The sequence below is a fragment of the Winogradskyella sp. J14-2 genome (genome assembly GCF_001971725.1).
Taxonomy (GTDB): domain Bacteria; phylum Bacteroidota; class Bacteroidia; order Flavobacteriales; family Flavobacteriaceae; genus Winogradskyella.
The window spans coordinates 1,459,385-1,485,920 of the sequence record NZ_CP019388.1 but is presented as its reverse complement, the minus strand read 5'-3'; the positions used below and the strand labels follow the sequence as shown (position 1 = coordinate 1,485,920).

Sequence of the window (26,536 nt, the reverse complement as noted above, 5' to 3'; positions counted from 1 at the left end):
ACAACACACTTAAATAAAACATGAAATATATCGCTTCAATAATTGTCCTAGCACTTTTAATGGTATCATGTAGTTCGTCTCTAAAAAAAGCAAGTGTCAGTTCACCAAACCAAGCAGTAACAGTTAATTTTAATTTAACGGAAAAAGGTGAGCCAACATACCAAGTGCTGTATAGAAACAGAGTGGTAGTAGATACCTCATTTTTAGGATTTGAGTTTACAGATGCAGCTCCTCTTAAAGACAATTTCGAAATAAAAGCTTTCGGGACAGTATCTAAAGATGACCCTTGGGAAATGCCTTGGGGAGAACAGTTAAAAGTAGAAAATACATACAATGAACTTATTGTGTTTTTAATTGAAAAGGATACAGAGAGATCTGTTAATGTTGTATTTAGAGTTCATGACGATGGTATTGGCTTTAGGTACGAATTTCAGCAGCAAGAGGGCTGGACGGAAGCTTTAATTAAAGAAGAAAAGACACAATTTAATCTTACAGAAGATTATAAAACTTTCTGGATTCCCGGTGATTGGGATATTTATGAGCATCTATACAATACCACAAAACTATCGGAAATTGACGCATTGCAATACGCAAATCACCAAAACCTAGCACAAACTTATATACCTAATAATGCAGTAAATACACCTGTAACTTTGGTTGGAGAAGACGGGTTGCATTTAAGTTTACATGAGGCAGGTCTAATAGATTATTCGGGTATGACACTTGGTGTAGATACCAAAAATTTAACTTTTGAAAGTATTTTAGTAGGTTCAGAAAACACAGATTACAAGGTAAAGCGACAACTACCTTTTAAAACACCTTGGAGAACAATTCAAATTACCGATAATGCACCAGACCTAATAGAATCTAACCTAATTGTAAACCTTAATGAGCCAACTAAAATCCACGACATGTCTTGGTTTACACCAATGAAGTACACAGGGATCTGGTGGGAAATGCACCTGGGAAAATCGTCTTGGGATTACGGAATGACCCAAAATATGAGTACATGGACAGACACAGGTGGTGCACACGGAAAACACGGAGCTACCACAGAAAACGTAAAACGTTTCATTGATTTTTCAGCAAAAAATAATATTGGTGGTGTTTTGGTTGAAGGTTGGAACACTGGTTGGGAACATTGGATTGGTTTTGAAGACAGAGAAGGGGTTTTTGATTTTGTAACACCATACCCAGATTACGATTTAGAGGAAGTAACAAGATACGCCAATGAAAAAGGTGTAGAAATTATAATGCACCACGAAACGTCTGCTGCTACGGAGACCTACACTAAACAACAGGATACAGCTTACGCATTAATGCAGAAATACGGAATGCATTCCGTAAAGTCGGGTTATGTTGGTAAAATTCTCCCAAAAGGAGAATATCATCACGGTCAATACATGGTCAACCACTATAACAATGCGGCCATAAAAGCTGCAAAATATCAAGTGGCAGTAAACGCACACGAACCTATTAAAGCTACAGGTCTACGTAGAACTTACCCAAATATTATCTCTCGCGAAGGTCTGCGTGGACAAGAGTTTAACGCTTGGGCAAGCGATGGTGGTAACCCACCAGAGCACCTGCCAATAGTGGCATTTACAAGAATGTTAGCAGGACCAATTGATTATACGCCAGGAATTTTCAATATTAAGTTTGATGAATACAAGCCAAATAATCAGGTGAATACTACTATTGCGCAACAATTAGCGTTATATGTTGTAATTTATAGTCCTATACAAATGGCAGCAGATTTGGTAGAGCATTACGAAGCCAATCCAGAACCCTTTCAATTTATAAAAGATGTTGGTGTAGACTGGCAACAAACCAAAGTGTTAAATGGCGAAGTTGGTGATTATGTAACTATAGCTAGGCAAGAGCGAGAAACGGGTAATTGGTTTGTTGGTGGTATTACCGATGAAAATGCCAGAACCCTAGATCTAACCTTCGACTTTTTAGATGAGGACCAAAAATATGAAGCCATTATTTATAGGGATGGTGAAAATGCTCATTGGGACAATAATCCGTTAGACATTTCCATTGAAAAAATTGATATTTCAAAAGGTTCAAAATTGAGTGTAAATCTAGCTGAAGGTGGAGGTTTTGCAATAAGCTTGATTAAAATATAACCACAAGATAATAGCGCTAAAAGAAGTGATAAACTAAAGTTTTAGGGTCACAAATTGTCTGTAAGGAAGTCTATACATAAACGACTACCATAATATTTGTAACTTTACATTGCAAAGATCCCTAAAGTATGGATATAAATCAACAGATAGAATCACCTTTTATTCTCAAAGTTAGCTTTAATAAACTTCTAGAAAAGTACGAGGAGTTTTTAGAATCTGACAATAAGGCTGTAGTTGAGAATGCTAAGCAAATTCTAGAGATAGCCAATACTAACCCTGTCTTAAAAGATGGGTTTAGTGACCTTTCGGTATTTGAAAAACAAGAAGAAAATATTGCGATAATATTAAGGGATACGTTTAATCCACTATTAACTCACAATGAGATAAAAGCAGCGGTAGTACCGTTTTACGACCACGTTTTTAGTTGTTCAGAGCGTCTCAAGACCATTATAAGAAATGCTGGTGACAACTTTCGCCTCAAGGTTATGGACACGCCAATAGAGCAAACATATATCTTAGCCTGTACTATAATTTTAAAGGATTGCTATGGTTACGATCTAAACTTTAAACGTCCTTTTTTGTACGAAATACCAGACGTTAAGGGTATAACTAGGTACTATAAAATCTTATACAATGTAGATTTTATGGAAATTTTACCAAGACCTAATGCGCCAAAAATTACAGAAAAAGACTATGAGGAGCTGCTAGATAACTTTGATAATTTAGAATTATGGAAAGAAAAATTTCCACCCAATAGCTATGACTTTAAAGGATTTGTTATTTCTAACATTTTTGATGTAACGGACGACCAGTCTATATCTAATATAAAATCCTCATTAATTAGTGAAAATAAGCGTCAAGATGAAAATTTCATGCAAAATTTCTACGAAATTTTCAGATCCCTATTTGGATTTAGAAATATAGAAGTAGGTTTTTCTATCTATAATGAAGAAGATAATGCTTTTGAGCGCGTAAATGGTGCAGGCATAAAAAGTTTTTTACTTAATAAGGAAGACAAGATAGTTTGTGAAGATGCTTTATGCAGTTGGTCTTACAAAAAATTGTTAGAGGACAACTCTTATTTTTCTATTTCAGATGTTGATCATTTTTACAATAAATCTCAGGGTAAGTCACCACATCTAAGCGCATTACATTTGCAAGGTTTTAAAAGTGCTATTTTAGCACCTATAGCCAATGAAACAGGTTTAATGGGTGTGTTAGAAATTGTATCTAAAGAACCAAAGCTCCTTAACAGTATTAATGCTATTAAATTGGTAGATATTATGCCCTATATTGTATCTGCTGTTGAGCGCTCAAAGAGTGAAGAAGAGAACCTAATAGAAGCCATTATTCAAAAAGAATGCACATCTATACACCCAAGTGTACATTGGAAATTTGTGCAAAAAGCCAAAACCTTCATAAAAACCGAGTACGAAACTGGAGAATCACCAACTTTTGGAAAAATTGTCTTTGAAAATGTTTACCCATTATATGGCCAAGTAGATGTTAAAGGATCTTCCAATGCAAGAAACGAAGCAACTCAAAAAGATTTATCCCTTCAGTTAAATTTAGCAGAAAAAATACTAACTAAAGCCATTAAAAATAGAAGCTTACCAATATTTGAGCAGATTAAATTTCAGGTAAGTGAGTATTATAATAGCCTCAAGACCGATTTTAAGGTAGATAGCGAACACGAGATTACAGTATTTTTGAGGGATGAAGTTAAGCCTGTTTTTGATTTAATTGCAAAAACCCATTCAGACTTAATAGAAGATGTTGAAGACTACTTAAATAAGATAGATAAAGATCTAAGTGTTATCTACTTTTATAGAAAGCACTATGACGATACTGTAAAATTGATTAATACTAACATGTCATCTTTAATTGATGAGAAGCAATTAGAGGCTCAAGCCATGTATCCACATTTTTTTGAACGTTTTAAAACCGATGGTGTTGAGCATAATATGTATATTGGCGAGTCCATTACTAAGCAAGATAGTTTTAATGTAATTTACCTTTATAACTTAAGATTATGGCAGTTGCAGGTCATGTGCGAAATGGAAAATTATTACTACCAAAATCAGCACGAATATCCAATTAGCCTAGATGTTGCCTCAATGGTCTTGGTATTTAACCAGCCACTTTCTATTCGTTTTAGAATGGATGAAAAGCGGTTTGATGTTGATGGTACTTACAACGCACGTTACGAAGTAGTAAAAAAACGTGTAGACAAGGCGTTTATTAAAGGAACTGAAGAACGAATTACCGAAAAAGGCAAGTTAACCATAGTATATTCGCAAAAGGAGGATGAGGACGAATACAAAAGATATATTGGTTTTCTTCAGTCAAAAAATATATTAGATAAAGATTTAGAAGTGTTAGAGCTCGAAGACTTACAAGGTGTTACAGGGCTTAAGGCTTTGAGGGTTAGTATTTTATATCATAATAAAAATGATAATAAAAACTTTTATACCTATAACGATTTAATGGATACTATTAAATCGTAAAGTCGTTATTACTGTGTTTTGTAAAGTTAATAAAACCTGTTTCAGTATTAGTTTCAGGTATTACGTCTTCAATATCAACGTTAGGGTTGTTCTTAACCGCAATAGCAAAAGATACTAGGGATATAATGATACCAATCATAAAAACAGTATAGGTAATGCGAAGTAATCTGTATTTTCGCTCCAATACTTTCCCTAAGAAGTATAAGTCTTTAGTTAAGGCTTTATAAATGTAGTCTTTATCTTTTACCATTTCTGTAATAGCCCATTCAAATTCCTTTAGTTCCATTTTATGAAAGTTACCAAAAAAACTGAGGTTAACCTCTTGGTTTCTTACATCCTCCTTGGTAAATTCACCACTAGTAACGTTAGGTCTAGTAGCAATTATAGAAAGTACCATAGAAATAACACAAAAGAACAAGAAAATAATAGTTGGCCACGTTAAATATGGGTTAGTATCTAACTTAGAAATAAGATTAGCAAGTACAACCGAAATAATAATAGCATTTACCGAAAGTAATATATTGGCTTTAGTATCTGCAATGTCACTCAATTTAATATGATTTCTTAGTGCAGTTCTGTAAAATGTTTGTACACCGCGCTCTGGACTCTCATTTTTATACTGTGCTTTGTATTTAGCTTTTAGTTTTTCAACATCAAGTTTCTTTTTGCGTTTTTTCTTTTTGCCCATTAACTTGGCTAAGTTCTTCTCTTTTCGAGGTTGCCAGTTTTTTAGTGCATATTCTGTGTAAAAATTATGCTCTGTTAGAACCCTTATGTTTTCTGTACGCCACTCGGCAGGAGTATAATTTTTAATGCCACGTAACTCTAGCTCTTTTCTAAGAAATTCACTAGCTTCATCAAAGTATTTTTTACCAAAGTGCGAAGCATCGGCATCTCTAATAATTTCTTGAAGTTTATTATTAGGCTTTTCATCAAATTTTGTTGCCATTATGCAGGCTGAAACAGCTGCAATAATTCTCTCGTCAACTCCCTTTTCTTTCAAAAAAATCTTTGCAAGTTTTACACTTTCGGTCTCATGATTTTCAGCACTAACAGAATAGCCAATATCATGTAACAAGGCTGCGAGTTCGAGTATTTCAGCTTCTTCTTTAGACACATCAGAATTTTCAATAAGCTCTTTAGTGCTTTTTAATACACGCTGTGTATGCGTATAGTTATGGTATATAAAAGTATTAGGAAGCTTATCGGTTAAGAGGTTAAAAACATATTTTTGTGTGTCTTCAATAAGAGACTGTGCCATAAGTAACGTACATTATTTTGTTACGTCTAAATTACAAAAATTACAAGACTTAACATTTAATTAGAGCTATTAGTAATTACTAAATCGTATTTTTATAAATCAGACATGCTTCTTAGTCTGTCTGTTAAGACAAGGAATAATTTCATACAAAACAAAAGCTAACTTCGCTTAATGAATTTAAATATTGCAGACACATTTAATAAAGTGTTATCGCCAGACAGAAATTTAGAAAATACGAGACGTAAAGTATTTGGCGCAATGTTTTCTTTTGTTACCCCAAAAGTACCCACGTCTCCAAAATTAATCCATGCATCACCAGAAATGATTAAAAATTTAGGGATAAAAAACAATGAAGTTGATTCTGATGCTTTTTTAAATATTTTTTCTGGTGCTGAGGTGTATAAAAATACCCACCCATATGCAATGGCCTATGCAGGCCATCAATTTGGTAATTGGGCTGGTCAGCTAGGAGATGGTAGAGCAATCAATTTATTCGAAGTACAACACAACCAAAAACGCTGGGCTGTACAGCTTAAAGGTGCTGGAGAAACACCCTACTCTAGACAAGGCGATGGGTTAGCCGTTTTAAGATCTTCGGTAAGAGAATATTTGTGTAGCGAAGCTATGCATCATTTAGGAGTGCCAACAACAAGAGCTTTAAGCCTTATAAGCTCTGGGGACAATGTTTTAAGAGATATGCTATATAATGGTAATGCAGCTTATGAAAAAGGGGCTATTGTGTGCAGAGTAGCACCTTCATTTATTCGTTTTGGTAATTTTGAATTGTTTGCTTCTAGAAACGATACGGAAAGTCTTAAAAAGCTTACAGATTACACTATAAAGCATTTTTATCCAGAACTCGGTACACCTTCAAAAGATGTCTATATACACTTTTTTAAAGCAGTTACAGATAAAACTTTAAAAATGATTATTCATTGGCAACGTGTCGGTTTTGTACACGGCGTAATGAATACTGATAATATGTCAATTTTAGGATTAACAATAGACTATGGACCTTATGGCTGGTTAGAAGGTTTTGATTTTGGCTGGACACCAAACACTACAGACCGAGAGCATAAGCGTTATCGTTACGGTAATCAGCCCAATATTGCACTTTGGAATTTACTGCAACTTGCCAATGCCTTATATCCTTTAGTTGAAGAAGCAAAACCGTTTGAAACTATACTCAATTACTATCAAAAAGATTTTGAAACCCAATTTTTAGATATGATGCGTTCAAAATTGGGGTTAGATATCAAAGCTGAAGGCGATAAACAATTAATTAAAGATTTAGAAGATTGCCTTTTACTTTCAGAAACGGATATGACGATTTTTTATCGTTTACTATCTAATCATGAGAAAGGTAGTGTTGATGAGGGAATAAAAACAGTTCAAGCTGCCTTTTACAATCCAGAAGAAATAAGGGATGACAAGAAAAAAAAATGGGAAGTATGGTTTAATACATACGATAAAAGATTAAATTCAGAATCATTAACAGATTCCGAGAGACAATTAAAAATGAACGCCATAAACCCTAAGTACGTACTTAGAAATTATATGGCACAGTTAGCAATAGACAAAGCAAACGAAGGTGATTATAGTTTAATTGATGAATTATTCAAAATGCTAAAAAAACCATATAATAATCAACCAGAAAACCAAAAGTGGTTTGCTAAACGCCCAGAATGGGCAAGACACAAAGCAGGATGCTCCATGCTCTCATGCAGTTCTTAACTTTATCTCATACCATTTTAAGCTACAAAAACAAAATATGAAATTGATATACAGAAAAATTACAATACTTATTTTAGTTATTTTAAGTCATGCATGTGCTACATATAAAGTACAGTATGCAAAAGACGATTTTACCATTCAAAATTTACCAGATAAGCCAGTTGACAATGTGTTTTATTTGGTAGGTGATGCTGGTAAATCTCCAATAAATGGTTATTCGGACGCTTTAATGGCTTTTAAAAAACATCTTGCTGTCCAAAACAATTCTAAAGACGACTATGCAATTTACTTAGGTGATAATATTTACCCTGCAGGTTTACCAAAAAAAGAACATAAAAACAGAACTGATGCTGAGAATGCACTTAACGCTCAAATTGGTGCAGTTAACGGTTTTAAAGGAGAAACCATATTTATTCCTGGTAACCACGATTGGTATGCAGATGGAATAAAAGGAGTAAAGCGCCAAGAAAAGTATATAGAAAAAGCGTTAGGGAAAAACACATTTCAACCAGAAAATGGTTGCCCTCTAGAAAGCTTAGATGTTAGTGAAACCGTACAACTTATTATTATAGACACACAATGGTACCTAGAAAATTGGAATGATAATCCAGGAATAAATGACGACTGCGAAATTAAAACCAGAGAACGTTTTTTTTTAGAGGTAGAAGGAGAATTAAAAAAAGCACAAAATAAAACTATTGTCTTTGCAATGCATCATCCAATGTATACTAATGGCGTACATGGAGGGCAATTTGCAGCTTCAAAACATATTTTTCCTGGCCAGAAAAAAATACCAGTGCCAGGTTTAGCAACTATTGTTGCTCAAATTAGAACACAAGGAGGTGTGTCAATTCAGGATCGTTACAACGAGCGTTATAATGAATTAATGAAACGATTAGAAACCTTGGCCGTCGATAGCCCAAAATTAGTTTTTGTATCTGGCCACGAGCACACCTTACAATATATCGAAGAAGGAAGGATAAAACAGATTGTTTCTGGGTCTGGCGCCAAAGAATCTTATGCAACTTTAAGTGATAATGGCTTGTTTTCGTATGGTAAACAGGGTTTTGCAAAGCTTGTGGTTTTTAAGGATGGTAGTTCTTGGGTGCAGTTCTTTAGTGCTGTAAATGGGGAGCCAAAAGCCATTTTTCAAAAAGAAATAATACCACCTAACAAACCAGATTTTGATATTTCTAAATTACCAGATAGCTTTCCAAATACAGTAGAAGTCTCTATATATTCAAAAGAAGAAACTAATAAAACAGGTTTTTTTGAGGCTGTTTGGGGTGAAAACTACAGAGATGTCTACAGCAAAAAGATTACAGCAAAAGTCGCTACTTTAGATACGCTATACGGTGGCTTAGATATTGTACGTAAAGGTGGTGGCCACCAGACACGTTCTTTAAGATTAAAGTTAAAAGACGGAAGGGAGTTAAACATGCGCGCTTTGCGTAAGAGCGCAACGCAGTATATTCAAACTGTTGTATTTAAAGATAATTTTGTAAAAAATGAATTTGACGAAACTATTGTTGAAGATCTCATTTTAGATTTCTATACCGCTGCACACCCTTATGCCTTTCTGGCTATACCTAAATTATCAGATGCAGCCCACGTACTGCACACAAATCCAAAATTGTATTATATACCAAAACATAAACATTTAGGAAAGTATAACGATGCGTATGGCGGAGAGTTATACATGATAGAAGAACGTCCAGAAGACAACTACACAGACGAAGAAAATTTTGGATATGCAGATGATATAGAAAGTACACACGATATCATTGAAAAAATTAGAAAGGACGAAGAGTACAAAATCGATGAGGTTGCTTTTGTTAGGGCACGACTATTTGATATGCTTGTAGGTGATTGGGATAGACACCAAGACCAATGGCGCTGGGCACAATTTAATCAACCTAATGGCGATAAATTATATAGAGCTATCCCTAGAGATAGAGATCAGGTGTTTTCTAATTTTGATGGTACTTTACTAGATGTAGGACGCGCAATTTCAAGCGCAACCAATCAACTTCAGGTCTATGATGCAGAATTAAAAGATATAAGATGGATGAATAGTGCTGGGCATAAGTTAGATAAAGCACTAATAAAACAATCCGATAAGTCCGTATGGTTAGAGCAGGCAAAATTTCTTCAAACTCAAATAACGGATGAGGTGGTAGAGGATGCATTTTCAAATTTACCAAAAGCTATTCAAGGAAAAACCATAGAAGACATAAAGACAAAATTAAAAGGTAGGCGAGATAACTTGTTAGACATTGCAACGCGTTATTCAAACTATTTAGATGAATTGGTAATACTTACAGCAACGGACAAGGATGATTTTATTGAAATTACCAGAATAGCAGATAATGAAACCAGAGTGCAGATTTGGCGAAATAAAGGTGGCGAAAAAGCAGATGTAATTGTAGACAGAACGTATCATAGAGATGTTACTAAAGAAATTTGGGTCTATGCCCTAGACGATGATGATATTATTGAAGTTAACGGTAAGGCCAATAACTTAATTTACACACGCATAATTGGTGGGCAAGGCAATGATATTTATAAAATTAATAACGGTAGACGTATAAAGGTGTACGACCATAAATCTAAAAAAAATACGATTGAACAAAACAAAGGCGCAAAAATTAAATTTACCGATAACTATAAATCTAATTTGTACGATTTTCAGAAGTTTATAAAAAGAACGAGCATTGTTACACCTAGCATAGGTTTTAATCCAGATGATGGATTTAAAGTTGGTGTTAGTTTAACAAAAACAACTAAGGGGTTTGAGCGCAATCCGTTTTCGCAACAGCATAAGTTTAGGTCAGGTTATTATTTTGCCACCAAAGGTTTTGATCTAAGATACAAAGGACAGTTTGCTAATATTTTTGGCGAGTGGAATTTAAATTTAGGAGGTGTTTTTACAAGTGCAAATTTTACAAACAACTTTTTTGGTATCGGAAATGAAACCGAAAATAATGACGACGATCTAGATTTAGATTACAATCGTGTAAAAACAAGTATTATTGGTGTTAATGTAGGTGCAGTTAAAAATTCTGGGTATGGAAGTGAGTATGGACTTAGAGCTGTTTTTGAAGGTATAGAGTTAGATGCCACTGAAAATAGATTTATTACCGATTTTATACCACCTTCAAATAAGGATTTTTACAAGAGACGTTTCTTTACAGCTCTTGAGGCTCAGTATAAATATCACAGTGCAGATGATGAAATTGCAACCTCTCGTGGTATGGATTTTAATATAGTAGCAGGTACAAAAACAGAAATAGAAGCGTTTAATAACATCTTTGGTTATGTAAATGCACATTTAGGATTATACAATGCATTAAGTGTTAATAGAAAACTTGTTCTAAAAACAGATATAAGAACTCAATTGCGTTTTGGAGATGACTTTTTGTTTTATCAAGGCGCAAATATTGGAGATGGTGGTGCAGGACTAAGAGGTTACCGTACAGAACGATTTACCGGTAAAAACTCTTTAGTTACTAACGCAGATTTACGTTATAGTTTTAATACTTTTAAAACAGGTTGGTTCCCTATGCAAATCGGTGTTTTTTCAGGTTTAGATGTAGGTAGAGTATGGGTAAAAAATGACAATTCTAGAAAATGGCATAACTCTTATGGTGGAGGATTTTGGGTAGCAGCAGCAGAGTCTGTAGCAGGTACGTTTAACTTCTTTACAGGTGCAGATGGTTTAAGATTTTCATTTGGTTTTGGACTTAATTTTTAGTTAAGCACAAAACTGTATATATTGCCACCTTCATCACCATTGCGTTCGTCCGTGATATAAACTTCAGAACTGGTTTTAAAACAAACACCTTCTTTTTGGGTATTGTTATTAAACTGTAGTTCTTCAATCACTCCAGAGAAGAAATCATCATCGTTAAAATTAGAGAGTTTCCATAGTTTATCATGGTTTAGTAACACAATAGTTTTGCCGTCATCACTAATATCTGCAGAGGTAATTTTATTATGCTTACCATTTAAATTAAATTCATGATTTAATACAGCTTCATGCTTACCCGGAGAATTAGGAACTTTCAAGATAATAAACTTCTTTGTCTCTTTGCTAAAAATGTAAAAGGCGTCTTTGTACAAAAAGAATGCTTCAAAGTCTTTAGAATACTTCTTTTTTGGTACAGTGAAATCAATGATTTCTGCTTCAGCAGTTTCGCGGTCTAGGTCGTCATGATTTATTTTCAAAATCCTAAAATGCTTTCGTTTTTCGTTATTGTTTCCAAAATCGCCTATATATAAATTACCTTGTTTATCAGATGTTAAATCTTCCCAATCAATATTGCTAGCGTTGGTTATTGCCATTTTTTTTACAATTTTTCCACTAGCGTCTAATCCAAACAAGTCACTGTCGTTTCCAGAATCTTCAATGGTCCAGATGAGGTCAGATTGAGGTATAAACTCTGCAGCAGAAGCTTCTTCTAATGCATTATTAATACTGCCTTCTATTTTAAGCTGACCAGCAGATTGGCAAGAAACCGCAATAAGCATTATTAATATTAATCTTTTAAGGTGTATCATTGTACTGTGTTTTCTAACGATAAGAATAACTATTGACATAATTAATAGCAAAGATTTAGTCATAAAATCTTCTTAAATCAAAATTTTGAAAGAACAAAAAGATATCATTGTTATTGGAGGAGGTGCAGCTGGTTTTTTTGCTGCAATCAATATTGCAGAACAACATCCAGAATTGTCAGTTGCTGTTCTAGAACGAGGCAAAGAAGGTCTCCAAAAAGTAAAAATTTCTGGTGGAGGACGTTGCAATGTTACACATGCAGAGTTTATACCTTCAGAGTTGGTGCAAAATTATCCAAGAGGCGAAAAGGAATTACTTGGTCCATTTCATACTTTTATGACAGGAGATACCATTGCTTGGTTTGAAGAGCGTGGAGTAGAATTGAAAATTGAGGAGGATGGCAGAATGTTTCCAATCTCTAACTCTTCGCAAACCATTATAGATTGCTTTTTGTTTGAAGCCAAAAAGCATAAGGTTGAGGTGTTCTATAATCATTCTGTAAAATCAATAAAACCAATTGATAATAGATTTAAGGTTACTACATCTCAAGGAGATGTTGAAGCCAAAAAAATAGTTTTGGCAACAGGAAGCAACCCAAAAGTATGGAAGCTATTGGAAGATATGGGTCATACCATTGTTCCGCCAGTGCCATCACTATTTACGTTTGATATAAAAGACAAACGTATAAAAGATATACCAGGAGTTGTAGCCCAAAATGTAGAAGTAAAAGTTTTAAATACAGGCCTTTTTTCTGAAGGGCCATTACTTGTAACACATGTAGGCATGAGTGCACCAGCAATCTTAAAATTATCGGCTTATGGAGCGGTGGAGTTAGCAAAGCTTAATTATAATTTTGAAATAGAAATCAACTTTATAAAACAAGATTTTGAAAATTGTATAAATCAATTAAAAGATTTAAAACAAGAATTAGCCAAGAAACAGATTTGTGGCACTGCGCAGTTCGATCTACCAAAACGATTGTGGAGGAAACTAGTCTTAGCTTCAAATATTTCTGAGAACGAACGTTGGGCAGATCTCAATAAAGAGCAGCTGAGTGCACTAGCAGCGCAGTTAACACAAGCAGTTTTTCAGGTAACAGGCAAAAGTACCTTTAAAGAAGAATTTGTTACAGCAGGTGGAGTAGACTTAAAAGAAGTAAACTTTAAAACGTTTGAAAGTAAGTTAATACCTAATATATTTTTTGCAGGAGAGGTTATTAATGTAGATGCGGTAACAGGAGGGTTTAACTTTCAGAATGCTTGGACGGGAGCCTATATTGTATCCCAATCAATAGCAAATACATGAAAACATATGTAGCTTTACTAAGAGGGATTAACGTTGGCGGACACAGAAAAGTGCCAATGGCTGAGTTGAGAGACCTGTTAACCAATAATGGTTTTTCTAATGTAAAAACCTATTTACAAAGTGGTAATGTGATTTTTAAAGTTGCAGAACCTGATGTTCAAAAGATAGAAAATTCTCTTCAAAATTTAATTATCGACTATTTTGGTTTTAACATTTCTGTAATGGTAAGAACAATGCAGCAATTACAAAAAATATTTGACGATTGTCCCTTTCCCGAAGCCAAAAGAGTAAGCAGTTATTTTGCAATATTATCTCATTTGCCACAAGAAAATTTAGTGCAAAAAGCTTACGAAAAAGTCTATGAAAAAGAAGAGTATAAGATTATAAATGATTGCATTTATTTCTATTCAGACAAGGGTTACGGCAATGCAAAATTTAGTCTCAATTATTTTGAGAAAAAACTAAATGTCAATGCCACAGCAAGAAACTACAAAACAATGCTAAAGTTACTATCTTTGTCGGCAGAAAATTAGATTATGATAGTCGAAGATTTTATTCTTAAAAATTATAATGCTCACATAGAAAGTGACTCGGTAAAATGGGAGTCTCCAAGTAATATAGCATTAGTGAAATATTGGGGAAAAAAGGAAAATCAAATTCCAGAAAATCCATCAATAAGCTTTACGCTTTCTAATTGCAAGACCATTACGAAGCTTACTTACACTAAAAGAGACCTTTCGACTGCGCTAAAGGTGACATCAGATTTTAGTTTTGATGTGTATTTTGAAGGAGAAAAGAATGAAGTCTTCAAACCAAAAATTCAAATATTTTTTGAGCGTATCGAAGCATATGTACCATTTTTAAGAGATTATCATTTTAAAATTGAGACCTCTAATACCTTTCCACATAGTTCAGGTATTGCATCTTCCGCATCAGGTATGAGTGCCTTGGCATTGTGCTTAATGAGTATTGAACAAAAATTAAGGGAAGATGTCACCTCTAGCGCAGTCGAAAGGTCTTCTGAAAAATACTACTTTAAAAGAAAAGCATCCTTTCTGGCCAGATTAGGTTCTGGTAGTGCATGCAGAAGTATTGAAGGTGAGTTGGTAGTTTGGGGGCAAAATGAAAGCACAGAAAGTTCAGATCTGTACGGCATTAAATTTGATGGCGAAGTACATCCTAATTTCAAAAATTATCAAGACACTATACTTTTAGTAGATAAAGGCGAAAAGCAGGTGAGCAGTACAGTTGGTCATAAATTAATGTTTGGTCATCCTTATGCAGAGCAACGTTTTAACCAAGCGCATGATAATTTGGCTAAACTCAAAAGAGTTTTAGCATCAGGTGATTTACAAACTTTCGTTAAAATAGTTGAGAGTGAGGCTTTAACGCTTCATGCTATGATGATGACCAGTATGCCTTACTTCATTTTAATAAAGCCCAACACGTTAGAAATAATAAGCAAACTTTGGAAGTACAGATCGGAGAATAGTTCTAATGTTTGTTTTACCTTAGATGCAGGTGCCAATGTACACGTTTTATATCCTGAAAATGAAAAAGAAAGCGTGCTAAAGTTTATAAAGAATGAATTATCTACATTTTGCCAAAATGGTCACTTTATTACAGATTCTGTAGGTAAAGGTGCGCAGTTAATTAAAAATTAACTTAGGCTTAAGTGTTGATTGCAAACTAAATAGTAGATTTATACGTATATTTGTTCTAAGAAATTGTTTAATACCAATATGAAAGGACCTCTTTTCTACTCAAAAATTCTACTCTTTGGTGAGTATGGAATCATTAAAGATTCTAAGGGTTTATCTATACCTTATAATTTTTACAATGGAGCTTTAAAGGTTGATGAAAATCCATCCGAAGAGGCTCTCAAGTCCAACGAAAGTTTAAAACGCTTTGCATCTTATCTAGAAAATTTAGACAAAGAACTAGTATCTTTTGATATAGATCAACTAAATACGGATGTAGATGCAGGTATGTACTTTGATTCGTCTATTCCTCAAGGTTATGGAGTAGGAAGTAGTGGAGCTTTAGTAGCAGCAATTTACGATAAATACGCTACCCAAAAAATTACCGTATTAGAAAATCTAACGCGTGAAAAATTATTAAAGTTGAAAGCTATTTTTTCTGAAATGGAATCGTTCTTCCATGGAAAGTCTTCAGGATTAGATCCTTTAAATAGTTACTTGAGTTTACCAATACTAATCAACTCTAAAGATAATATTGAGGCTACAGGCATACCTTCTCAAAGCACAGAAGGTAAAGGAGCTGTGTTTTTATTAGATAGTGGCATTGTTGGAGAAACGGCACCTATGGTTAGTATTTTTATGGAAAACATGAAGAATGAAGGATTCCGTAGTATGCTAAAAGAGCAATTTATAAAGCACACAGATGCGTGTGTTGATGATTTCTTAAAAGGAGACATTAAATCATTGTTCAGAAATACAAAACAGCTCTCTAAAATTGTACTGAATAATTTTAAGCCCATGATACCAAATCAATTTCATGAGTTATGGAAAAAAGGTATCGAAACTAATGATTACTACCTTAAACTTTGTGGTTCTGGTGGTGGTGGCTATATCTTAGGTTTCACAGAAGATATAGAAAGAGCTAAAGAAGCCTTACAAGGTCAGAAATTAGAAGTTGTTTACAACTTTTAAAACTAAAAATATTACATTTAAGCCTCACAGATTCTTGTAATTTGTGAGGTTTTTTAATTTATCTATATGCTAACAAGACAGCAGAAACATATTCTTTTAAAATTTTTCAGCCTGTTTTCTGTAGTGCGTGGTTACAATATTTTGGTTGTAGTTATTGCACAATACTTAGCATCAATTTACATTTTTGCGCACGATAAGCCTTTAAAGCAAGTTTTATTTGATGTTAACTTGCTAATGTTGGTTTTAGCGTCTTCAGCTACCATCGCTGCAGGTTATATCATTAATAACTTTTATGACTCAGAAAAAGATTTAATCAATAGACCTAGAAAAACAATGCTAGATCGCTTGGTAAGTCAAAATACAAAGCTGTCATTTTACTTTGTGTTGAATTTTTTAGCAGTGGTTTTTGCAAGTTATGTTTCATTCAAAGCTGTGCTATTTTTTGCACTTTATATTTTTGCGATTTGGTTGTACTCTCATAAATTCAAAAAACAGCCAATGACAGGTAACTTAGTATCAGCCATATTAACTGTAACTCCATTTTTCGCCATTTTTATTTATTACAAAAATTTTGAATTGGTAATTTTTGCGCATGCGATATTCTTATTTCTCTTAGTGTCCATGCGCGAGTTGACGAAGGATTTAGAGAATATAAAAGGTGATTTAGCACTAGATTATAAAACGGTTCCTGTAGTTTATGGTGAAAAAACTTCCAAATTAATGCTTACTGTTTTGGTTATTCTAACCATTATATCAGGCATTGTAATAACACTATTCTTCAAAATAGGGTATATGTATTATTTCTTTTATTTAAGTGTAATGTTGCTCTTATTTTTTCTACTTATTCTATGGAAATCTAATAAAAGAACACACTATTTAATACTTCATAATATTTTGAAGTTTATTATAGTTGCTGGTGTATTTTCCATTTTGTTAATAGATGTTTCAGTTGTATTAAATCGTTTATAGAATGAATTCTAAACTAAAGATTGCTATGGCGCAAATATCACCTGTATGGTTAGATAAAAGTGCTACCTTAAAAAAGATTGAAGCCTCAATTAAAGAAGCTGCAGAAGAAAAATGTGAACTCATAGTCTTTGGTGAAGCTTTACTACCAGGTTACCCTTTTTGGTTAGCATTAACAGGTGGATCAGAATGGAACACAGATGTTAATAAAGAATTACACGCGCATTATGTAAATAATTCCATTTGTATTGAAAAAGGTGAATTAAATACAGTCTGTCAGTTAGCAAAAGACTATAGTATAGCCATTTATTTGGGTATAATTGAAAGACCATTAGATCGTGGAGGACACAGTATATACGCATCATTGGTTTATATTAATGAACATGGAGAAATAAAATCTGCACATAGAAAATTACAACCAACATATGATGAGCGTTTAACTTGGGCGCCTGGTGATGGTAACGGTTTACAGGTTCATCCTTTAAAAGCTTTTACGGTTGGTGGTTTAAATTGTTGGGAAAACTGGATGCCACTGCCAAGGACAGCATTGTACGGTCAAGGAGAAAATTTACATATTGCAGTCTGGCCAGGAAGTGACCATAATACCAAAGACATTACACGTTTTATTGCACGAGAATCTAGGTCTTTTGTTGTTTCCGTCTCAAGTTTAATGTCCCGAACCGACTTCCCAAAGGATACACCACACTTAGATAAGATTCTAAAAAACGCACCAGAAACTTTAGCAAATGGTGGCAGTTGTATTGCTGGTCCGGATGGTGAATGGGTCGTAGAACCTGTTTTGAATACAGAGGGCTTAATTATTCATACGATAGATTATAATCGTGTATTGGAAGAACGGCAAAATTTTGATCCTGTAGGACATTACTCCAGACCAGATGTTACAAAACTCATAGTTAATAGAGAACGACAGACTACAGTTGAGATTAATTGATTTTATCGATGAGTTTGTCTATTCTATTGTTTAAGTCTCTAATTAAGATATCTTTTTCTTTTAATCTTGTTTCATATTGTTCAATAAGCCTGTTCATTAAGCTATCCTCTTCAGATTGATTTTGAGGAATAATCTTATCTAGTTTTAGGAAATCGTCAATAGCTATGTTGTAAAGCTCACTTAATCAATCAATATAATTTATCCAAGCACTTGTGCTGCCGTTTTCTATCCTGCTATAAGTAGCCTAAGAGACGTTAAGCATATCAGCAACTTCTTCCTGTGAATAGTTTTGATCCGTTCTAAGTTTCTTGATTTTTATTCCTATTAATCTATTCATTCACATTTATTTAAGATTAAATTCAAAAATAGATTAATTATATTCAATCACTGAATTAGAACGCATAAAAAATGGCACTAATTTTATTCCATTATTAATCTTTAAAACAAATGGTATTATGAAAAAAATCAGTAATTTATTAGTTGTTCTATTGATTTTCGCCTCATGTTCAAAAGAAGAAGTAAATTTAAATGAACAAATCATTAGCGAAGAAGTTTTTGCTAAATCCAATGTAATAAACATTGAAGACGAGATTAAAAAAATCGATTTTTCAAATGTGGCTAGTTGGGATGAGAATCAATCTAAAACTATACTTATGCCTGTGATAAATGAAACAATTAAGTTGCTTAATAGTGAGGGTATTAGTAATCAAGAAATTATTGATGAGTTTGGTAGTTTGGACAATCCTGAGATTTTGTATCTTTCCATGGGAATAGTCGAGTACGAAGGATCTTCTTCTCTCCAAAAAGCTGATGCGGTCGATTGTTTATTACGAGCTACAGGTTTAGATGCGTTTCACCAGGGTTTTGGAATTCTTTTTCTAACAGAAGAGCACTTTTGAGAGCAGTAGGAAGAGTTGCAACAAGGACTTTAGCGTGGATTGGTGCAGCACTAATTGTAGCAGATTTTGCTCATTGTATGTGGGGTAAAAATAGATTTATTATGAAATGGTTTTATCTTATAATGTCGATATACTTTTCAATCCTTATAGTGATTGGCTTATATAATTATTTGAAGTCACCTGAAAAGTTTAAAAAAGCTAAATTGAAAAGTTTAGCTTTATTGGGTGTGGGTGTTTTCTTTGTAACTGTAACTATTCAAAAATTCTTTTTTTAAAAAGAAATTAGATTATGTAAATGTTAATGAAAGAGAGCTTAGGCTCTCTTTTTTATTATACCTTTGCCAAAAATTTTAATATGAGCAGACATCAAGATAGCAAGGGGAAAGGAAAAGCTTCAGGAAGAGGACAAGCTAACAGCAAATCAAAAAGTTTTGCTAGAGGTAATGCTCCTTTCAAAAAGAAATCAAAACCAAATACAGCATCAAATCCAGATGAAATTCGCTTAAATAAGTATATTGCCAATTCTGGTATATGTTCGCGTAGAGAAGCCGATGAAAATATAGCCATAGGCTTGGTAACTGTTAATGGCAAGGTAGTGACCGAAATGGGCTACAAAGTAAAACGTACAGACGATGTACGTTTTGATGGACAGCGTATTGCACCAGAGCCAAAAGTGTATGTATTACTAAACAAGCCTAAAGGATTTGCCACAACTACAGCAGAGGGCAAAGGTAGAACTGTTATGGATTTAGTAGCTAATGCAACCAATGCTAACATTAGGCCAATAGGACGTTTGGGTAGAAACTCGCTTGGTCTTTTACTATTTACTAATGATGACAAAGTAGTACAAAAGTTTACTAATTCTAAAAATGGTGTAGCACGATTATTTCAAGTAGAGTTGGATAGAAACCTAAAGTATGAGGATTTAAAGAAGATTCAAGAAGGCTTTAATGTAGATGGTAATTTAATCACGGTTGAAGAGATAAGTTATATTGAAGGAGAACCAAAAAACAATATTGGTATAAAGATTAAAAACACCGGAAACTCAATACTTAGAACCATTTTTGAAACCTTTAAATACGATTTGGTTAAGATAGACTGCGTGGCTATAGGTCATTTAACCAAAAAAGACATTCCGAGAGGTCATTGGAAGCATCTTACAGAACAGGAGATTAATACCTTAAAGATGTTATAATCACTTTTTAACGTCTACAGTATACGTAGAGATTAACTCATTGTGAATGTATAAGTGTACATCATAAAATCCTGTTTGGTTAAACTGATGTTCAAATTCTAGAGATTTACCGTTAATAAAAATTGAAGTAGGTTGGTCTTTCCAAGTACTAAAACCGTTATCAAAACCAAGTTTTACATCTTTTGCCTTTAGGTTGTTTTTTAATTGATACTTAAAAATTACTTTTTCGTGTTGCTTTATATGGTGGTGCATTTGCTGAGGTAAACTATGCAACTCAAGGTGTTTGTATGCATTACCGTACAGAATAGGTGCTTTTAAAAAAGCATCAAACGAAGGGATCTCTTTATCATCTAATAACCACCAGCGTTGGTCAATAGGAAAATGATTTACAGCAAATAACTTTGGGTTGGCTAAGAAGAAACCATCATTATAAGTAAAAGTAAATTTATTAGTAATAGGGTTAGGAATACCACTAGCCCAAGTTGGATCGCACAAATACCATTTGCCATTGAGGTTTACGACATTCCATGAGTGATTGGGTAAATCTAAAGTTTCAACATTTGTTGTACTTACACGCCCAAACCCTTGTACAATTTCGCATTTTAGATTTGCAAAGTCAGCCAGATTTTTTAGCAAATAGGCATAACCTGTGCAGATCGTTCGTTTTTTCTTAAGTAATCTTTTAAAGAGTACAGTTCTAAATTTTATATTCCACGCGTCAAGCTTTAGGCTATCGTCTTTAAAACGTTGTCGCTGTCTATCATTTTTTAGATAGAGCGAATAATCATTAGCAATATTGTCGCAAACCCATCTGTAAATAGCTCGAAATTTTTCAGCATCTGTATTTAGTGCATAGGTAAGTTTAAAAGAAAGTTCAGGTAGATTTGTAAGAGTTTCATCTTTTAAAGCCAAGGCAATACTGTCTGCCTTTTTAAAATTTAGATGGCTAAAGTCTTTTATTTGAGCATTTAGTCTAGCTAAACTTATTAAAAGCAATAATAGTTGAAACGTTTTGAGCAAAGCTTACAGTTAGTTGTTTTTACGTTTTGATTTGTAAGGTTTGTTAGCGTCTACCGCACCAATCATCTCTACCATATCTGGTGTAAGTTCTAAGGTAATAAAGCTTGTTTTATCAGTAATAGAGACCTTTTGCGAAACGTAGCCAAGATAGCTAAAGACTAAAACATCTCCAGTTTTTAATTGCTTTGGAAAGGTAAACTTACCGTCATCGTCTGTTATGGCACCAACTCTTGTGCCATCTAATGTAATGTTAGCACCAGGCAACGGACCATCTTCATTAGAGACTAATCCTTTTATGGTTCGTTGTTGTGTGGCTTGGGTTGTTTGTCCAAAAGTAATGTTTACTGAAAATAAACTCATCATAAAAATCATTAAAAAACTAAAAGTTTTGATGGTGTTTTCTTGTGTTAGTGTTTGTGTATTCATAATATCAGTATTTTGTTTACCACTAAGCTAAAGTGTTTGTTTAAAGATATAAAACATGTTTGAGTTATTAGTACCTTTGGTTGAGTAAAGAGGCTATTAAAAATAGGGAAACAGTAAACTGTTTAATATTTTAGTATATGCCGTTTACTGTATTTGCACACATTTAATTTTCAAATAAATATTCCCATTTGGTGTTGGTAAACTTGTTTTTCAATTCCTCATAGTTGTTAATAAGCTCATCAATACGTTCGGGATTTTGTTTCTTATTATTAGCTGTCACTTGCATTTTTTCAACATCTAAAAAATCAAATATCTTGTCTAATTCAGATTCTCTATCGTTAACAATATCTTCGTAATATACTTCTAAGTAGTCATGTTCTTTAAACATTTGCTTTGTTTTATTCTGGTAGTCGGTAATTTTATTAAATGCTTCTGTACATTCTTTATAGTCAACATCTACTTTTTTAGATTCTAAAGAAATGTTATGAGGTCTATTTACATTTTCTGTCCAACGTTTTGTTTTAATACCTATCCTTTGGGAAAGAAAAATTCTTAAAATATTTCTTCTCATTAGATGTATAATTTTAATGCTCTTGTCTTGTTTAATAATATCCCAAACGGTTTTATCATCATCTCTTGGATGAGAATAAAAAAGCTTAAACCCTACCTGCTGTGTATCTTTTGGTTTGTGGTTAAAAAAATCATTCCATACATGTTTACAGCTCTTGCCATTTAAATTTTTAAATAACTCTCCATCACAAATCACATTTTTGTGGTTATTTAAAAGAGCCATTACTAATGTTGACCCTGTTCTAGAAGTGCTTATTATTACAAACTTCTTGTAGTCCTTGTTACCAAATAGTTTATTTGTTGTTCTGTACTTAAAACTTAATAGTTTAGAGTAAATAGACTTTAGTTTATTTATCATGTATGTTTCTTAAATAGTTTGCTATAAAATTAGCAAAAAGCAGTGTATTATACTGTACAGATTTACAGCCTTTTTTAAGCATTACAATTATTTAATTATCTGGGCATTATACAGCACTTTGCAAGCGCAATATTTCTAGTAGAGGACAATAAAATCGCAATATATTTAAACTAAAAAATCTAAAACATTGTTTGTTAGTCTGTTATGTTTTTTTAAAAAAACAATAAAATTGTTTTGTGTATTAAAAAATACTATACATTTGTCCCAAAATTTAGAATCATTAACACAACAGATTCTAAGTTTAGCTGAACACATTGAAATCTGTTTTTACGTTCGGGCTTTTGAAAATTAGGAAGTCATACTCAAAAGCTGCTTATAAGATAAGTGTCCGAAATTTAAAGCTAACTTCCGTTTCTCTAATTGCTGCCAGCCAGCACATTTTTGGTTTTATGCCTACTACGCAAAACCAATTTCAGATTTGATATTGAGTTAACATTAATTTTGAATATAACTTTATACCTTTATTTTTTCTGAAAACAAACGAGAATTAAACAATAATGAATACTAAATACATTGATCTTGTAGATCAATCCTTTTATTTTCCACAAGAAGAATTTTATCTAGAGGACAACGCACTTCAATTTCATGGCATAGACCTCATGCAATTGATAGCCGAGTATGGTGCACCACTAAAGTTCACCTATTTACCACAAATTTCTAACAACATTCAGCGCGCCAAAACATGGTTTGCAGATGCTTTTGCCAAGCACAATTATAAGGCAACCTACAATTATTGCTACTGCACTAAGAGCTCGCACTTTAAACATGTTTTAGACGAAGGTTTAAAAAACGACATACATATTGAAACCTCCTCGGCTTTTGATATTGATATTGTAAACAGCCTTAAAAAAGAAGGTAAAATCACAGACAAAACCTTTGTAATCAGTAACGGTTTTAAGCGCGAAAAGTACATTAATAATATTGCCGATTTAATAAACGGAGGTCATCAGAACTGTATACCAATTATAGATAACTACGAAGAGTTAGATTTGCTTACAGAAGAAATCAACGGCAAGTTTAAAGTAGGTATAAGAATTGCGTCTGAAGAAGAGCCAAAGTTTGAGTTTTACACCTCACGCCTTGGTATTGGTTACAGAAACATTGTGCCATTTTACAAAAACCAAATTCAGAATAATGAGCAAGTAGAGCTTAAGATGTTACACTTCTTTATCAATACTGGTATTAGAGATAATGCTTACTACTGGAACGAGCTTACAAAATGTCTAAAGGTATACACCTCTTTAAAAAAGATTTGTCCATCTTTAGATAGTTTAAATATTGGAGGAGGCTTCCCTATTAAAAACTCACTGGCTTTCGATTTTGATTATGCCTATATGGTAGATGAAATTGTAAACCAAATAAAAACCGTTTGCGAGGAAGAAGAGGTTGATGTACCACATATTTTTACGGAGTTTGGAAGTTTTACAGTTGGCGAAAGTGGTGGAGCCATTTACAAAGTACTTTACCAAAAGCAACAAAACGATCGCGAAAAGTGGAACATGATCAATTCATCTTTCATTACAACACTACCAGATTCTTGGGCAATAAATAAGCGCTTTATTATGCTACCTATAAATCGTTGGCAAGATAGTTATGAGCGTGTCTTATTAGGAGGACTAACTTGCGATAGTGATGATTATTACAATAGCGAGCAACATGTCAATGCTATTTACTTGCCAAAGTATCACAAAGACAAACCATTGTATATAGGTTTCTTTAATACTGGAGCCTATCAAGAAACCATTGGTGGTTTTGGCGGATTGCAGCACTGTTTAATACCAAGTCCAAAACATATACTAATACAACGCGATGATAACGGAAACTTAACAACAGAAGTTTTCGCAGAACAACAAAAAAGTGAAGATTTACTAAATATTTTAGGATATTAAAGTATAAAGGCAAAGGTGTCACACTGAGCTTGTCGAAGTGCTATCGAAGCCCAAAAATAATAATTAAACAACAAGAATAAATAACAAATTTCCCTTTCAGGAATTAAAAAAATGAACACAAAAACTTACGCTGGCATTCCAGCAGAGCATTCAAAATTAGATCAATCAAAGATTGTTTTAATCCCAGTACCTTACGATGGTACAAGTACATGGCAAAAAGGAGCAGATAAAGGTCCAGAAGCATTTTTACACGCTTCAGAAAACATGGAGTTGTACGATATCGAAACAGATTCTGAGGTGTACCTTCAGGGTATTCACTTAGCAGATGCAGTAACAGAAAATGCATCGCCAGAAGCAATGGTAGAAGCAGTGCACCAAGCAACCAAAAAGTTTATAAAAAAGAACAAATTTGTAACTGTTTTTGGTGGTGAGCATTCAATATCTATTGGTACTATTAGAGCTTTCAACGAAATGTTTGAAGATTTAACCGTATTACATATCGATGCGCATGCAGATCTTCGCGAAAGTTATGAAGGTTCTAAATGTAACCATGCTTGTGCTGTGTATGAGGCGAGCCAAACCACAAACCTTATTCAGGTTGGTATTCGTTCTATGGATGCTATTGAGAAGACAGTAATGGACGAAGAAAAGACATATTTTGCGCATGAGATGGCTGTAGATGATAGCTGGATGGATTCTGCAATAGATCAAATGACAGAAAATGTTTTTATTACTTTTGATTTAGATGCTTTTGATCCTTCAATAATGCCAAGTACTGGTACACCAGAGCCTGGAGGTTTGTTGTTTTACGAAACGCTAGAGTTTTTAAAACAAGTGTTTGAAGAAAAGAACGTTGTAGGTTTTGATATTGTTGAGCTCTGCCCAAATGAAAACGAAAAGTCCTCAGACTTTTTAGCTGCAAAATTGTATTACAAAATGTTAAGTTATAAGTTTCAAGATCAAGACGCAACAGACGATTTTGAAAGTAATTTTAATAACGCATCAAACGGAACAAACAAATTTTCTAAATTTAATGACGAAGATGAGTACTAATAAAGGACACATATCACAGTTTATAGAAAAGTATTACCTGCACTTTAACGCAGCAGCCTTGGTAGATGCCGCCAAAGGTTACGAAGACCAGCTTAGTAACGGAGCTAAGATGTTAGTATCTTTAGCTGGCGCCATGAGTACTGCAGAGTTAGGTAAGATTTTTGCAGAAATGATTCGTCAAGATAAAGTACACATTATTTCTTGTACAGGTGCCAACCTTGAGGAGGACATCATGAATTTGGTAGCACATAGCCATTACAAACGCGTGCCTAATTATCGCGATTTAACTCCGCAAGATGAATGGGATTTGTTAGAAAAAGGATTAAACCGCGTTACAGATACCTGTATACCAGAGGAGGAAGCATTTAGACGCATACAGCAACATATTGTAAAGATTTGGAAAGACGCAGAAGCCAAAGGCGAGCGCTACTTACCACATGAGTACATGTACAAATTGTTATTGTCTGGTGTTTTAGAAGAGTACTACGAAATAGATTTAAAAGACTCTTGGATGTACGCAGCAGCAGAAAAAAACTTACCAATTGTTTGCCCAGGATGGGAAGACAGTACTATGGGTAATATTTTTGCAAGCTATGTGCTAAAAAGAGAACTTAAAGCAAGCACCATGAAATCTGGTATTGAATACATGACGTTTTTAGCAGATTGGTACACAGAGAATTCAGAGAAAGGCATAGGTTTCTTTCAAATTGGTGGAGGTATTGCAGGCGATTTTCCAATCTGTGTAGTGCCAATGCTTTACCAAGATATGGAACGTACAGACACACCATTCTGGAGTTACTTCTGTCAAATTAGCGACAGTACAACAAGTTACGGATCGTATTCTGGAGCAGTGCCAAACGAAAAAATAACTTGGGGAAAATTAGATATAAATACACCTAAATTTATCATAGAAAGTGATGCAACTATTGTTGCGCCATTAATTTTTGCGTACCTTTTGGGTATGTAAATCTAACCTTAA

The 26,536-nt window shown here is 33.8% G+C and carries 22 protein-coding genes; 16 read left to right on the top strand and 6 right to left on the bottom strand.

Annotated elements, in window-relative coordinates; translation table 11 throughout:
* Nucleotides 1–20 precede the first annotated feature (20 nt).
* Nucleotides 21–2,132, top strand: a complete 2,112-nt coding sequence (locus BWZ20_RS06880; RefSeq protein ID WP_076618122.1) for a glycoside hydrolase family 97 protein — start codon at nt 21–23, stop codon at nt 2,130–2,132.
* A gap of 128 nt (nt 2,133–2,260) precedes the next feature.
* Nucleotides 2,261–4,639, top strand: coding sequence for a GAF domain-containing protein (locus BWZ20_RS06875; RefSeq protein WP_076618119.1), 2,379 nt, complete (start codon nt 2,261–2,263; stop codon nt 4,637–4,639).
* On the opposite strand, the gene BWZ20_RS06870 is transcribed toward BWZ20_RS06875, so the two are convergent.
* Complete coding sequence (locus BWZ20_RS06870) at nt 4,629–5,900, bottom strand: Pycsar system effector family protein (RefSeq protein WP_083677170.1); 1,272 nt, start codon at nt 5,898–5,900, stop codon at nt 4,629–4,631. The two genes, BWZ20_RS06875 and BWZ20_RS06870, sit on opposite strands and share 11 nt — an antisense overlap.
* Before the next feature lie 171 nt (nt 5,901–6,071).
* Here BWZ20_RS06870 and BWZ20_RS06865 point away from each other — a divergent pair, with 171 nt between their 5' ends.
* Complete coding sequence (locus BWZ20_RS06865; RefSeq protein WP_076618116.1) at nt 6,072–7,634, top strand: protein adenylyltransferase SelO; 1,563 nt, start codon at nt 6,072–6,074, stop codon at nt 7,632–7,634.
* 37 nt (nt 7,635–7,671) lie between these two features.
* A complete protein-coding gene (locus BWZ20_RS06860) occupies nt 7,672–11,388 on the top strand; it encodes a metallophosphoesterase (RefSeq protein WP_076618114.1) in 3,717 nt (1,238 codons plus the stop codon).
* Here the strand turns inward: BWZ20_RS06860 and BWZ20_RS06855 are convergent.
* Nucleotides 11,385–12,194 carry an SdiA-regulated domain-containing protein gene (locus BWZ20_RS06855; protein ID WP_076621285.1) on the bottom strand — a complete coding sequence of 270 codons (810 nt, stop codon included), beginning with the start codon at nt 12,192–12,194 and terminating at the stop codon, nt 11,385–11,387. The two genes, BWZ20_RS06860 and BWZ20_RS06855, sit on opposite strands and share 4 nt — an antisense overlap.
* Before the next feature lie 85 nt (nt 12,195–12,279).
* Here BWZ20_RS06855 and BWZ20_RS06850 point away from each other — a divergent pair, with 85 nt between their 5' ends.
* From BWZ20_RS06850 to BWZ20_RS06825, 6 genes are all read left to right on the top strand, one after another.
* The gene (locus BWZ20_RS06850) at nt 12,280–13,497 is read left to right on the top strand and encodes an NAD(P)/FAD-dependent oxidoreductase (protein WP_232217149.1); all 1,218 of its coding nucleotides are present in this window, start codon (nt 12,280–12,282) and stop codon (nt 13,495–13,497) included.
* A complete protein-coding gene (locus BWZ20_RS06845; RefSeq protein WP_076618109.1) occupies nt 13,494–14,030 on the top strand; it encodes a DUF1697 domain-containing protein in 537 nt (178 codons plus the stop codon). The genes BWZ20_RS06850 and BWZ20_RS06845 overlap by 4 nt, the downstream gene beginning before the upstream one ends.
* Nucleotides 14,031–14,033: 3 nt before the next feature.
* The gene (locus BWZ20_RS06840) at nt 14,034–15,161 is read left to right on the top strand and encodes a diphosphomevalonate/mevalonate 3,5-bisphosphate decarboxylase family protein (RefSeq protein ID WP_076618106.1); all 1,128 of its coding nucleotides are present in this window, start codon (nt 14,034–14,036) and stop codon (nt 15,159–15,161) included.
* 78 nt (nt 15,162–15,239) lie between these two features.
* Entirely contained in the window at nt 15,240–16,169 is a 930-nt protein-coding gene (locus BWZ20_RS06835) for a mevalonate kinase (RefSeq protein ID WP_076618103.1), read from the top strand.
* 66 nt (nt 16,170–16,235) lie between these two features.
* Complete coding sequence (locus BWZ20_RS06830; protein WP_076618101.1) at nt 16,236–17,138, top strand: geranylgeranylglycerol-phosphate geranylgeranyltransferase; 903 nt, start codon at nt 16,236–16,238, stop codon at nt 17,136–17,138.
* Nucleotide 17,139: 1 nt separating this feature from the next.
* Entirely contained in the window at nt 17,140–18,087 is a 948-nt protein-coding gene (locus BWZ20_RS06825; protein ID WP_076618098.1) for a carbon-nitrogen hydrolase family protein, read from the top strand.
* Between the two features lie 244 nt (nt 18,088–18,331).
* On the opposite strand, the gene BWZ20_RS15575 is transcribed toward BWZ20_RS06825, so the two are convergent.
* Nucleotides 18,332–18,424 (bottom strand): helix-turn-helix domain-containing protein, encoded by a 93-nt coding sequence (locus BWZ20_RS15575; RefSeq protein WP_157358342.1) that lies wholly within the window; start codon nt 18,422–18,424, stop codon nt 18,332–18,334.
* Nucleotides 18,425–18,542: 118 nt separating this feature from the next.
* Between BWZ20_RS15575 and BWZ20_RS06820 the strand changes: the two genes are divergently transcribed.
* The 3 genes from BWZ20_RS06820 (at nt 18,543) to BWZ20_RS06810 (ending at nt 20,181) form a co-directional block, all read left to right on the top strand.
* The gene (locus BWZ20_RS06820; RefSeq protein ID WP_076618096.1) at nt 18,543–18,986 is read left to right on the top strand and encodes a hypothetical protein; all 444 of its coding nucleotides are present in this window, start codon (nt 18,543–18,545) and stop codon (nt 18,984–18,986) included.
* Nucleotides 18,983–19,261 (top strand): hypothetical protein, encoded by a 279-nt coding sequence (locus BWZ20_RS06815; protein ID WP_076618093.1) that lies wholly within the window; start codon nt 18,983–18,985, stop codon nt 19,259–19,261. Before BWZ20_RS06820 ends, BWZ20_RS06815 begins: the two co-directional genes overlap by 4 nt.
* A gap of 80 nt (nt 19,262–19,341) precedes the next feature.
* The gene (locus BWZ20_RS06810; RefSeq protein ID WP_076621284.1) at nt 19,342–20,181 is read left to right on the top strand and encodes a pseudouridine synthase; all 840 of its coding nucleotides are present in this window, start codon (nt 19,342–19,344) and stop codon (nt 20,179–20,181) included.
* On the opposite strand, the gene BWZ20_RS06805 is transcribed toward BWZ20_RS06810, so the two are convergent.
* The 3 genes from BWZ20_RS06805 to BWZ20_RS06795 form a co-directional block, all read right to left on the bottom strand.
* Nucleotides 20,182–21,177 carry a hypothetical protein gene (locus tag BWZ20_RS06805; protein ID WP_232217147.1) on the bottom strand — a complete coding sequence of 332 codons (996 nt, stop codon included), beginning with the start codon at nt 21,175–21,177 and terminating at the stop codon, nt 20,182–20,184.
* A 33-nt stretch (nt 21,178–21,210) separates the two neighbouring features.
* Nucleotides 21,211–21,627, bottom strand: coding sequence for a carboxypeptidase-like regulatory domain-containing protein (locus BWZ20_RS06800; RefSeq protein ID WP_076618088.1), 417 nt, complete (start codon nt 21,625–21,627; stop codon nt 21,211–21,213).
* Nucleotides 21,628–21,790: 163 nt separating this feature from the next.
* Nucleotides 21,791–22,555 (bottom strand): sulfotransferase, encoded by a 765-nt coding sequence (locus tag BWZ20_RS06795; protein ID WP_076618085.1) that lies wholly within the window; start codon nt 22,553–22,555, stop codon nt 21,791–21,793.
* Nucleotides 22,556–23,112: 557 nt separating this feature from the next.
* Here BWZ20_RS06795 and BWZ20_RS06790 point away from each other — a divergent pair.
* The 3 genes from BWZ20_RS06790 (at nt 23,113) to BWZ20_RS06780 (ending at nt 26,524) form a co-directional block, all read left to right on the top strand.
* Nucleotides 23,113–24,504 (top strand): arginine decarboxylase, encoded by a 1,392-nt coding sequence (locus BWZ20_RS06790; protein WP_076618083.1) that lies wholly within the window; start codon nt 23,113–23,115, stop codon nt 24,502–24,504.
* A gap of 111 nt (nt 24,505–24,615) precedes the next feature.
* Nucleotides 24,616–25,557 carry an agmatinase gene (gene speB, locus BWZ20_RS06785; RefSeq protein WP_076618080.1) on the top strand — a complete coding sequence of 314 codons (942 nt, stop codon included), beginning with the start codon at nt 24,616–24,618 and terminating at the stop codon, nt 25,555–25,557.
* Nucleotides 25,547–26,524 (top strand): deoxyhypusine synthase family protein, encoded by a 978-nt coding sequence (locus BWZ20_RS06780; protein ID WP_076618077.1) that lies wholly within the window; start codon nt 25,547–25,549, stop codon nt 26,522–26,524. The genes speB and BWZ20_RS06780 overlap by 11 nt, the downstream gene beginning before the upstream one ends.
* The last annotated feature ends 12 nt before the right edge of the window (nt 26,525–26,536 follow it).